The sequence below is a fragment of the Methanothermococcus okinawensis IH1 genome (genome assembly GCF_000179575.2).
Lineage (GTDB): Archaea > AGJL01 > Methanococci > Methanococcales > Methanococcaceae > Methanofervidicoccus > Methanofervidicoccus okinawensis.
Genome location: NC_015636.1, coordinates 727,752 through 740,250, shown reverse-complemented (window position 1 = coordinate 740,250; position 12,499 = coordinate 727,752). Strand labels below are relative to the sequence as shown.

Annotated in this window: 11 protein-coding genes; 5 read left to right on the top strand and 6 right to left on the bottom strand. The window is 30.1% G+C overall.

The genetic code is table 11. The features are described 5' to 3' along the window. Position 1: 1 nt before the first annotated feature. Positions 2-1,060 (bottom strand): radical SAM protein, encoded by a 1,059-nt coding sequence (locus METOK_RS03665; RefSeq protein ID WP_013866883.1) that lies wholly within the window; start codon positions 1,058-1,060, stop codon positions 2-4. 144 nt (positions 1,061-1,204) lie between these two features. Continuing rightward, positions 1,205-2,482, bottom strand: coding sequence for a type III ribulose-bisphosphate carboxylase (gene rbcL, locus METOK_RS03660; protein ID WP_013866882.1), 1,278 nt, complete (start codon positions 2,480-2,482; stop codon positions 1,205-1,207). Positions 2,483-2,771: 289 nt separating this feature from the next. On the opposite strand from rbcL, the gene METOK_RS03655 reads away from it, so the two are divergent. The 5 genes from METOK_RS03655 to METOK_RS03635 all read left to right on the top strand — a co-directional run bounded on the left by METOK_RS03655 (position 2,772) and on the right by METOK_RS03635 (position 8,736). After that, positions 2,772-3,047 carry a Gar1/Naf1 family protein gene (locus tag METOK_RS03655; protein ID WP_013866881.1) on the top strand — a complete coding sequence of 92 codons (276 nt, stop codon included), beginning with the start codon at positions 2,772-2,774 and terminating at the stop codon, positions 3,045-3,047. A 165-nt stretch (positions 3,048-3,212) separates the two neighbouring features. Beyond that, complete coding sequence (locus METOK_RS03650; protein WP_013866880.1) at positions 3,213-4,223, top strand: transcription initiation factor IIB; 1,011 nt, start codon at positions 3,213-3,215, stop codon at positions 4,221-4,223. Positions 4,224-4,239: 16 nt separating this feature from the next. Further along, entirely contained in the window at positions 4,240-6,675 is a 2,436-nt protein-coding gene (locus METOK_RS03645) for an ATPase, T2SS/T4P/T4SS family (RefSeq protein WP_013866879.1), read from the top strand. Between the two features lie 14 nt (positions 6,676-6,689). Next, positions 6,690-7,844 carry a type II secretion system F family protein gene (locus METOK_RS03640; RefSeq protein WP_013866878.1) on the top strand — a complete coding sequence of 385 codons (1,155 nt, stop codon included), beginning with the start codon at positions 6,690-6,692 and terminating at the stop codon, positions 7,842-7,844. Between the two features lie 4 nt (positions 7,845-7,848). Beyond that, complete coding sequence (locus METOK_RS03635) at positions 7,849-8,736, top strand: type II secretion system F family protein (RefSeq protein WP_013866877.1); 888 nt, start codon at positions 7,849-7,851, stop codon at positions 8,734-8,736. On the opposite strand, the gene METOK_RS03630 is transcribed toward METOK_RS03635, so the two are convergent. The 4 genes from METOK_RS03630 to mptA all read right to left on the bottom strand — a co-directional run bounded on the left by METOK_RS03630 (position 8,733) and on the right by mptA (position 12,450). Further along, a complete protein-coding gene (locus tag METOK_RS03630; RefSeq protein ID WP_157198904.1) occupies positions 8,733-9,347 on the bottom strand; it encodes a TIGR00295 family protein in 615 nt (204 codons plus the stop codon). The two genes, METOK_RS03635 and METOK_RS03630, sit on opposite strands and share 4 nt — an antisense overlap. 197 nt (positions 9,348-9,544) lie before the next feature. Continuing rightward, positions 9,545-10,144 (bottom strand): transcription factor E, encoded by a 600-nt coding sequence (gene tfe, locus METOK_RS03625; protein WP_013866875.1) that lies wholly within the window; start codon positions 10,142-10,144, stop codon positions 9,545-9,547. Then, a complete protein-coding gene (locus tag METOK_RS03620) occupies positions 10,141-11,355 on the bottom strand; it encodes an ATP-grasp domain-containing protein (RefSeq protein WP_013866874.1) in 1,215 nt (404 codons plus the stop codon). The genes tfe and METOK_RS03620 overlap by 4 nt, the downstream gene beginning before the upstream one ends. 153 nt (positions 11,356-11,508) lie before the next feature. Further along, positions 11,509-12,450 carry a GTP cyclohydrolase MptA gene (gene mptA, locus METOK_RS03615; RefSeq protein ID WP_013866873.1) on the bottom strand — a complete coding sequence of 314 codons (942 nt, stop codon included), beginning with the start codon at positions 12,448-12,450 and terminating at the stop codon, positions 11,509-11,511. Positions 12,451-12,499: the final 49 nt, after the last annotated feature.

Here is a 12,499-nt window from a genome sequence, read left to right as displayed (position 1 = left end):
CTTATTTTAAGTTTTTTAATGTCTTCCTGACATAGCTATCTATCTTATTATTTATTCTACTTTCAAGAAACCTTAATCTTTCAATGTTTTTATCACTTATTTCTATATCTTCATCAACATAAGGAGAGCGTTTTAAATCCCTTAAATCCTTTTTTCCTTCCAAAGCTTCAATATCTGAAAAAGTCCCTAGAAGTTCTCTCCCAGTGGATTTTATTTCATTTTCTACGGTAATTCCTTCCTTTTTTCCAAATATACTAAATAGTGGAAATTTTGTAATGGTGTTTGAACCGCTCATTATTAACGGACCTATATTTGTAAGTTTATCCACCCATGTTCCTGTGATTATTTCCATCTTTGGAAAATTCAATCTAACCGACGAAACCCAATTCATATACTCCAATGTGGCAATAGATGGTTTTCCTTCAAATATGGTTTCTTTTTGTGGATTTAGTGAATAGAATGTAATCCTATTTAGGTCGAGTTCTTCAATCAAATTTAAAAGTTTTTCGATATCTTCTTCCTTTTCACCCATGCCCAATATTATGGTAATTCCAGTTTTTAAATTATACTCCTTTGCTTTTAAAAGCATTTCCTTTGTTTTATCAATAGGTTTTTGTGGGCATAGGTAATCGTGGAGCTCATCATTTACTGTTTCTACTGCTCCAACTACTCCCTCAATTACATTTAAATTTAAGTTCTCAAAACCCACTATTCCAACATTTAAATACTGCTTTGATTTTTGAACATAGGAAACCATTTCAAGAATATCATTTAATTCCTCCACAGTATATCCATACCCGCCAGAGATAAACTCTAATTTCCAACCTATTCTCTTCATCAATACAGCCTCTGCAAGTATGGATTCTATTCTTCTTCTCGCAGATTTTGGGTTTTTTATTTTTGACTTTTGAGATGACATATAGCAAAATTTGCAAGGTTTGGTTAAATTACAATACCATCCTAAAAATAGAGCTCTCTTTAAATCAGTGAAATTTCCATGATATTTTGTTGTTAATTTATATGCTTTAATTGAGTTTTCCAATACTTCTACGACATCCATTTTAATCTCCTAAATATTTTATTAAAATAATATTCTTTTATAGTATAAATTAATAACGAAAATAAAAATAAAAGATATAAAAATTAAAATATAAGAAATAAAATAATAAAATAATAAATATAATAACCATAGGGATATTAAAAATTATTTCCAATATTCTAATGCTTTTTTAAGTTCTGAAACTTCTTCTGCTTTTTCACTCAGTGGGATACCTTCAATAGATGCCTCAACAGATGCCCTCATTGCCCGAGCTCCTGCAACAGTGCCCTCTGGATGTCCATGGATACCACCTCCTGCCTGAATAATTACATCCTTTCCAAAGATATTTACAATTTCTGGAACTAATTTAGGATAAACCCCTCCTGATGATACTGGAAATGTATTATTTAACCCATGCCATTTTTGGTTAAAGAATTTATTTTTATTATCCTCTTTAACATCTTCCAATACTATTTCATCCCTTATACTGCATACCTCATCTTTGCCTCCTTCCATCTTCCCAACAACTGTTCCAATATGAAGTTGGTCAACACCCAACAATCTGTATATTTTTGCAAGTGCAAGCATTGATATACCCCATTCTCTGGAACGAGTAATTGCCGCATGCATTGCCCTATGGGCATGAATTGCAAAATTAAAACCTTCCTCCCTAATCTGCTGAACTGCTGAAAATCCAAGCACCACAACATCAATCATAGCATACTCACATCCTGCATCCTCTACGAGCTCAGCCCGCCTTACCATTTCCCTATATGGTGCTGTGATGTTTGGCATGTATATTTTCTTTTCACCAGTTTCAGACTCTGCCTTATCCCTACACTCCAACACTTTATGCAATCTGCCTTCAAATTTGTTAAAATCCTGTGAAACAAGATTTTCATCGTCCTTTACTATATCGCAACCACCAATCCATGAGTTGTATGCCACTTTTGCATGTTCTTCGGAATTCAATCCAACTTTTGGTTTAACTATTGTTCCAACCAAGGGTCTTTCCATTACATTCAATAGCTTTCTTATGCCTTTTATTCCATATTTTGGTCCAGAATAACATTTTATAAATTCTTTTGGAAACCTGAAATCTAATATCCTTAATCCATTTAATGACTTCATTCCAAAAATATTTCCTGCTATTCCTGCAAGAGTTCCCGGCATGTTATTTGGTTCAAATGTATCTAATGGATAGGCTATTTTTATCAATCCAATATTAGTATCCCCCTCTTTTCCCATCTCATTTATTTCATATACCCTTGGTTTAAGTTTTTTATATATTTCGCTTTTCATTGTTTTTAATTCGGTCCATGTTCCAATAGAGCTCTCACCTGCAATATCATTCGCAGCTTTTTTAAGATTTTCAGCTTTTACAACCATGCATGAAAGTAGTTCGTTGTCTTTTGGTTCATATCCTAGTTCTAAATAATCCATAATATCCCTTTTTATGTTTTAACCTTAATTTCTATTATAATGATATTATATAGATAAATAATATTGTATTAATATATGATATATTATTTACTAATATATATTTTATTTTTACATTATTATATTGTTCATTATATATGAATTAATTGTCAAATTTAGAAATTCATTTATATATTTTTCGAAACCTTTAAATAGTAGTAATGATTGCATATTATTATAAAAATAGTATATATAATGATAAATTAATTATTTTAAATACATGATTTAAGTAAAGGAGCTCGGAGGAGTTATTTTGAAAAAAATAAAGATATTACATAAAACTCCTAAGGGGAGAATAATCGGAAGAACAGACCGCCAACCTCCTTTAAATGCTATCGTTTTTTTAAAAACTGGTGATAAGACTAAGCTTGGGAAGATTTATGATGTTTTTGGACCTGTTAATAAACCTTATGTAGAGATAATACCATTTAACAGCAAAGTTGGCAGTAGAGCTCTTGAAGTTGGGGAAGCTATTATTTCAGATGCTAAGAGAGGGCAAAAGAAGAGATATAAAAAACGGTCGAGATAATGTCAATAAAATTTAGTCATATTGATTATTATTAGTTTAGTAGTTATAATATTGGTTATTATTTAATTATCAATTATTTAACCAGATTTATTAGTCATATAGATTATATTATAATATATAAAATCATTATGATTCCATGATGGTGTAATTATGGAAATGAAATTAATGTCAAAACAAAAAAAGAGCGAAGAAAAAAAAGAGGAAAGGAAAATAATGGAAAGACCTCCAATTAATGAAGATTCCTCTAAAAATGTTATTGTCGAAAAAGAAGAAGAATTAATATGTCCAATCTGTGGAAGCAAAAATGTTATTAAAGATTATGAAAGGGCTGAAATCGTCTGTGCAGATTGTGGATGTGTTTTACAGCAAAATTTATTTGATGTAGGTCCTGAATGGAGAGCATTTGACCATGAACAAAGAGTTAAAAGGAGTAGAGTCGGAGCTCCGATGACATACACGATACACGACAAAGGTTTATCCACAGTAATCGATTGGAGAAATAAAGACAGTTATGGTAAAGATATATCAGCAGATAAGAGAGCTCAATTATATAGATTGAGAAAATGGCAGAGAAGAATAAGGGTTTCAGATGCTTCTGAAAGAAATTTAGCATTTGCCCTCTCTGAATTGGATAGAATAGCTTCAAAATTGGGACTTCCAAGAAATGTTAGAGAAAATGCCGCAGTTCTATATAGGGGCGCCGTAGAAAAAGGATTAATAAGGGGTAGAAGTATTGAGGGGGTAGCCGCCGCAGCTCTGTATGCTGCATGTAGAAGATGTAAAGTTCCAAGAACCCTTGACGAAATTGCAGAAATATCCAGAGTGGATAGAAAAGAAATTGGTAGAACGTACAGGTTTATTTCAAGAGAATTGAAAATAAGACTTGCTCCAACAAATCCGATAGATTATGTTCCAAGATTTGCATCCGAACTTAAATTACCTGGGGAAGTAGAGTCAAAAGCAATTGCAATACTTCAAAAAGCCAATGAAAAAGGCTTAACAAGTGGTAGAGGACCAACAGGAGTTGCAGCTGCTGCCATATATATCGCAAGTGTTTTGCATGGCACGAGAAGGACTCAGAGAGAAGTTGCAGATGTTGCAGGTGTTACTGAGGTAACTATTAGAAATAGATACAAAGAACTAACGGAACATTTGGATATTGATGTAACCTTATAATAAATGGGGCGGTATAATGAGTCTTTTTGATAGAATTAAAAATAAAGATGTTAAATCCGTCTCTAAACCCAGCAGTAAAAAAAATGAAAAAATAGAAAAGGAGAGTGCAAAAACTGAGCCCAATATAGTTCTTCGAAATCTTGCTTCAAAGAGTGAAACTCAGAAAGTTTCATATGATAAGAAAATTACCAATCAAACTATTAAAATTATGCCATCTAATGTATTTGATAATTATTTTTTGAATATTGATGGGGTTGTATTTAACATAATTATAGGGAAAAAAGAGGGGCAAATATACTACAATATTCCAGAAGTTAGCCAGATGATAGATGCACTTTCCAAACTTTCTGATAAAAATATATCTGAGATAAAAGCTGATATTTCAAATGGAGGTTTTCAAAAAATCGAAGAAATTCAGAGGTATTTACTAAATTACTCTGAAAAGAATAATCTGATGCTCAAAAATATTGAAATTCAAAATTTGGCCAAATATTTTTATTTAACTATTGGAAAACTCGGATTCTTAGAAGTTCCATTACATGATGATAACTTAGAAGAAATCATGGTAAATGGGGTTAATCAGCCTACTTTTGTATTTCATAAAAAATACCAAATGTGCAAGACGAATATCAAACTTGATGATAGTGAACTAACAAGAATTATTGAAAATATTGCTATGCTTGCTGGAAGAACGATAGATGCCAGAACGCCAATGTTGGATGCCTTTTTACCCGATGGCAGCAGGGTTAATGCCACGACAAAAGATGTTACATTAAATGGTAGCACATTAACAATTCGTAAGTTTTCAGCTGACCCATTAACTGTTGTTGATTTAATTAAATACCGAACTTTTGACCTTGAACTTGCAGCGTTCTTATGGCAGGCTGTTGAAGGATATTTCGGAGCTAAACCTGCTAATACTCTGATTGTAGGGGGGACTGGTTCAGGAAAGACCACCACTCTTAATGTTATTTCAATGTTTTCGATGTATACCGACAGGATTGTAACTATTGAAGATACTCCTGAATTGCAAATTCCTCATGACCATGTAATAAAAATGATTACAAGGCCTCCGAGACCTGGAATTCCAGAGTATGAAATCACAATGGATGATTTAATTAAAAATGCTTTAAGGATGAGGCCTGACCGAATATTTGTTGGAGAGGTTAGAGGTAAAGAGGCCCATTCTCTTTTAGTTGCTATGAATACAGGTCATGATGGTGCATTGGTGAAAGATGAACCAATATATTTAGCTAATGGAAATATCATTAACATTGGAAAATTTGTAGATAACTTTTTTAAAAAATATAATTTAATAAGAATTAAAGAAAATAATGGATTTGAATGGATAGATATATCTGATGAAAACATATTCATCAAAAGTTTTAATAAAACTACATTAAAAATTGAAGATAAATTAATATCAAGAGTTTGGAGAAAAGAATATTCTGGAAAATTAATAAAAATAAAAACAAAAAGCGGTAAAGAAATAACCCTTACTCATGACCATCCTGTATATATTATAAAAAATAGTAGGATATTTGAAATTAATTCTGAAATGATAAATATTAATGATTATATTGCACTACCTAGATTAGATGTTAATAGCAATAAATACCAAGATAATAAAATAATCATTGAAGAACATAGTAAGGACAGTAGTAGTAATGATTTAGAAATTATACCCAATATTGGAAAATTGATAAAATATTATAGATTAAAAAATAAACTAACACAGGAAGAGTTGTTGGATGAGCTCGGATTAAAAACCAAAAGTTTAATAAGAGATTATGAATTAGGGGTAAATAATCCTCCAAGAACAATATTAAATAAAATAGCAGAAATATTGAATGCCGAAGATTTAAAGGTTATTGCAAATTCAGATATGCAATGGGACAAAGTTGTAAGTGTTGAGGAAATTAATTACAACGGATATCTATATGATTTGACAGTTAATGATAACCATACATATATTGCAGGTAAATATGGTGGATTCATTGTTTCAAACTGCTCCGGAACACTTCACGCAAATAGTGCAGATGAGGCAATAATCAGACTAATAAATCCTCCCATGAATGTTCCAAAAGTTATGATTTCTTCCCTGGATTTTATTATAAATCAGCAAAGAATCAAAAGAAATAGAAAAACTGTGAGAAGAGTATTGGGTGTTATGGAAATTACAGGTTCTGGGGAAGATATTTCAAAAACAGGCATATTTAAGTATGAGGGTGTTACTGACAGCATTAAAAAAGAAGGAATATGTATGTGGGAAGAAGAAGCTTGCAATATTGCAGGCATATCAAGGGATGAGCTCATAGAAGATAGATTAAATAGAATAGAAGTGCTCAAATATGCTGTTAAAAACAATATAAGGGATGTAAATGGTGTAGGGAATTTAATTAGGCAGTATCAAGAAAATCCAGAAAATTTATTAAAAAATATAATATTATAATATCTGGTGATTTTATGAAAAAATCAACCCACAAATCACTGCGAGAATCATATAAACAATTGAGGTTAAAAAGGACATTATTATTTAGAAAAATACATACCTCAATGTTAAAATATTATGATGAATTAAGGAAATTAATAGATAATATATTATATATGGATTTAAAAATTGGTGGCAGAAGGAGGAGAATACAAAAAAGAAGAGTGTCAATAACACATGTAAAAAAACTAATAGAGGCTCATAAGGAACAGGATATTGGACTTACGGAATTTTATGATGTATATGTTGAAAAAAAACCAGATGTGAAGGTTGATGTAGATATTGATTTGGATGAACTAATTGAAAAAAGTTATTTTAATATGCTTAATGAGTATTCTAAAAATCTTTCATATTTTGTGACCCATACTAAATATTTACCTTCAAAAATAGACTTTCAATATGCAGGAATTAGGGATGTAAAAGTATATTTTCTAAAATTAATGTTTGTATCCATGGGTGTTGGAGTAATATATTTTGTAAATGGAGTATATGATGAAAATATATTATATGGTATTATTAATGGAGTATTTGCAAGTGCTATTTTATTCATTGCAGGTATATTTTATCCAAAAATAAAATTATTATTGTTATCTCGTGGGGAAATAAAGATTCAGATATTAATATCAATATTGCATATGATTTCCTCATTAAATTCTGGTATGTCATTGCAAGAAGCCATGAAAAATATTTCAGAAAATCCTGAATATGGTATAGCCTCTTTTGAATTCAAAAATATAATTTATGATATTAATAGGGGAGGGTATAGTTTTAAAGAATCACTTGAAAGGGCTAAAATAAGAACTAAAATACCATTGATGAAAAAATTATACGCCCAACTTATAATATCTGCAAATAAGGGGGGAGCCCAATTACTTTTAAAAAATTTATATAATGAGGTTATTAGAGAATCGATATCCAAAATTGATTCATCAAAATTTCAAATATCAAATCTAGGGAATCTTGTATTTGGGGTTGGAATGATACTTCCATTTGCAGGTATGCTATTATCCTCCCTTCAAGGTGGCATGGGATTTAGCGGGATAATCAATACCACTAATTTATTATTAACAAAAATAGCTCCAATGGCTACTATAGTATTTACTATATTTATCAAAATGAAAATAGAGTGAAATTATGGTGAATATTCACGAAATATACAATTATACTATAAAACGTAATATCATAATATTAAAACGGGCAGGTATAAATTTAAATGAAAAATCTTATTTTATAATAGTGGTATTTCTCTCATTCATACTGCCAATCGTATTAAAATATATTATGCATCTTAGTTCAAAAAGCACTGTTATATTAATTGTATTATATAGTCTTTCCATATTATCCATTCCTAGTATAATGTATGAGTCTAAAATAGAAAAATTCGAACGTAATTTACCAAAAGCCCTTTATGTAATGATACTATCATTAGAATCGGGTCGTTCAGTAATTGATGCAATTAACGAAGTTATAAATAGTGGTATTAAAGAAGTAGATGTTATTTTTTTAAAGATTGTTGCATTAATGACTGAAAAAAAACTAAGCTTTGAAGATTCTATAATACTGGTTTCAAACAGTATTGACTCAAAAATATTTCGGCAAATTGGAAGATTAATTATAGAAAATAGAAAACATGGCGGAGAATTAGCAGAGGTTCTTAAAACGCTTGCAAAAACGCTTGAAGATTTGCAAAATTTGAAAAATCAATTACTTAGTGTTACGGCAAATGGTCTTGCAGTGGGATTAATAATAATATGTGGCGTTATTCCAGCAACAGCTGGTATCATAGGTGGGTATCTAAATGCAATCTCCCAGGTAGCTCCAAATATCGCTGCGGTTACGCCGGAACAGCTTGCAAAATGCATGGAAAATGTCCAGATAGGTACAGGAATTTTTGGTATTTTATTTGCCGTGCCAATATTTGGTTTAAAGGTAAATAGGATGATAATAACTTGTGCTTTCTGCATGACCTTTGGTTTAGCCTCATTCTATGGTGTATATTACCTTGCTAAAATACTGTTTTAAATTAATAAATTATTTATTTCATTATTTAAATTCAAAATACGGATTATAACAGGAGGTAAATGTTGATTCTTATTATTTTTATTATTTTTTATATTATTAAGTCCTTCACCATCAACACCCATCCTATTTTTAAATTTATTTACTACAAAATCTATATCCACTCGTTTTGTTCCACTTATTAGATTATCACAGTGTGCTACAAGCTTTTCTTCCAAAGTAAGAGGTATATAATCCTTCTCTGGAAGTCCCAATTCAGCAGCTTCATTTTTTGGAATTCCTGCACCAATATGTCTTTCAGCAATTAAGGCAAGCCTTTCATCAAAATTATATTGCCTTAATATATGCCCCCCCTCTATACCATGCCTTATATCATGTGTTTTACTTCTCCCTATATCATGCAGAAGAGCTCCTATAACTGCCAATTCAAGATTGATATTATGTCCCTTATTTTTTATTTTAGAACCGAGCTCATATACATATACAGATACCGCCAAACAATGCATAACTACATTTTTTTCACATAATTTTGATAAAAGATTATAGGATTTTATGAATTCAGGACTATTGAATATAGGAATATCAGAAATTAATAATTTTTCACCATCATCCATTTTTGAGGAATTAAATATATATTTAATATCATTGGGGAGCCCCTCCAATATATTAAAAAAAGAGTTATCCATATAATCACCAAAAAAATTATTCTCTTTGCCATAGTGGTGTATCTATATACTTATTATTGTAAAAATAACATAAAAAATAATTTTCGCAAATTTAAATTATAATTATAAATTTATACATTACTTAATTAAACGACTGCTACTTTATCTCGTTTCTGGTTTTTTATCCCTTCTGAAGTAGAAAATAATGGATTTAATCGTAATTCATCTTCTAAGAATTTTATCTGTTCCTTAATTATCTTTATATCATTTTTATTATTATATTCTTTAAGAATCCCACCACATTGAGGACATCTAAATCCATAATCCATGGCTTCTTCAAAGGTATATTTAAATTCGCAGTTTGGACAGTAAAAAAACATGTTATTTTCTTCAACAATTAACTGCTCTTTAAGTTCTTTTAATACATGTTGAGTCTTCTTCCTAACAAGTGAAGGTAGTTTTTCAAGGGCTGGTTTCCATGTATAGGTATACCAGTTTGTTTCTTCATCTTTTTCTCGGTCGTAATCCACAAGTCTCGCATCATATAGCTTATACAACAACTTTCTAACAGTATTTAATTTTAAATCCAACTGCCTTGAAATCTCATCATCGGTAACTTCTTCCAATTCTATAAGCACAGCCAAAACATCAAATCCACTTGTATCATCATTTAATATTTCAAGTAAAACTTGCTGAACTAATGGATTATCAAGCATGTTGTATATGTCTTCTTTGTTTAATTTCATATAACCACCATCTTTGAGATACTATCAATCGCCTTGCTTATTTCATTACTATTATTTTTTCCAATTACTGTTGCTATTGGTTCATTTTTTTCAATTGTTGCACCATACATTGGAATATCAAAAATATTTTGCTGTTTTTTAATATAGCTTATAAGTCTTTTTTCTGCAAACAGTATTCTTTTTATGTATTGAACCTTTGGCTTTATTATTTCACTATATTTTATATTACCCTGTGAAACTCCTTGGTTTTTTGAATTTGAATGCTCTAATATATATTTTACAAGATTTTTATTTGACGACAATTCTATTGTTTCAAAAGTTCCCAATATCCTAGGATTTATTTCAATGATAATGGGAGCTCCGTTTTTAATCATAAAATCAATACCATTCATTCCAGATAACTCAAAAGATTCTATAATTTCTTGAAATGAATTTATAATATGAGCTCCGTTATCATGGCTATTACATTTATTACTATTACTATTATTATACTTACTACTATTGCCGTTTTTACCATATTTACTATTTTTATCTATTTTTAAAGTTGGGACATAAGGAGTTATATTTCCAATATACATGTTATTTTTAATAATCTGTTTATTAAATGTAATAAAATCTGAACCTACGAATGAGGCACTATAACTATCTGAATTTATCATTTCTTGAACAATTACAGGATATTCTAAATTTTTCAGCAAATAATATATTTTGTCATTAAAAGTATTTAAAGATATAGTATGAACATTTATACCTCCACTTCCACAGGGTGGTTTTACAACAATGGATTTTAAATTATATAGATATTTTTCAAGTTGAGTGTAATTATGGGCAAGATATGTTGTAGGAACATTATACCCTAAATTTTTTAGTTTTTTTGTAATGTAATATTTATCACTCATCCTTTTAATCTTTTTTGGGGAATTTCCAACAACATCCCAATCTGGTGTTTTTGAATACTTACCCTCAAATATACCTGAACAAAGGAATATATAATCTACATCATCCACATAATTATTGGCTATGGATATTAATTTTCTCTCATCATAATTATCCTTAAAATGCCCATGATATTTATCATTTATGAGGTATTCGCATTTATCTGCCTTTAAATCAGCTGGGTGATAATATGAAACAGAATAGACCTCATATCCTAATTTTTTAGCAGAATTTACAACAGGTCTGGTATTTACTCCAACAACAAGCACTTTCATAATACCACATTAAATTAAATATTAAATAAAATTAATAAAATGTATAAAATAAAAATAAATAATATGCTAAAATAATATAATGTAGATAAATAGATAGAAAAATAAGATTAAATAAAATAATGTATAAATATATGAATATAACCATTATTACTATTATTTATTATTTAATTTTAATTCAGCCCTTAAATCACCCATTTTGGAGTATCTCTCTGCAAAAGCATCATGTCTATGAATACTTTCTTTATTTACCTGCCTAACCAAAACCTCAGTATCATCTGGAAGGTAGCTAAATTCATCAACAACCTGCTTAATCATCGCCCTTGCACAATCTTCAACAAATTTTGGATTTTTATGTGCCATCTCCACAACATAACCTTCATCAACCCTTTTTAATAATTCATACACTTCTCCACTCATGGATTTTTTGATAATATCTATAATTGTGCTTATGCTTATATCATAACCATCAGGTACTTCAATCATTATAGTTCCAATACCCCTTTGATTATGGGTTGCAATGGCAACTGAATCCAATATTTTAGCAATATCCTCATCTGAAAATCCTTTTTCCTTTAAATTATTGACTGCTTTTTCTTTTAAAAGATTCTGAGCACAGGGACATGCGGTAATACCAACAACTTCTGCACCCACCATTTTTTTGATAACAATGTTGCCTTCTGAATCCTTTATACCGTATGCTCTCCCAATAATCTTACAGATTTCCTGAGATTTTTTCTTAGTTATCGGCGATTTTTCTTCCATCATATAGTCGCTGTGCATTAGAACTTCAGCCCTGCTGGCATATTCATGCCTTTCAAAAAGTTTTTTTACAATATCCACTGAGAGCTCCTCTATACCATAGGTTTCTTTATTGACAAGATTTTCTATTACCTCCTCAATTACCTCAGGACTTCTCGACATATGTATTCCTTTTTGGGAGCTCGGTAAATCCACAAAAACTTCAAAAGTTGGTAGTAATATTATGGGTCTTTTAGACTCTCTCGTTATTTTAACAAGTTTTTTCAGATTGGTTACACCAACCCTTGTAAGAGAAACTTTTATATCTGGTTCTGTTGCTTGAACATCACAAAACATAGACTCACCATTTTTTAATATTTAATATTACTGTTTATAATTTGATTTA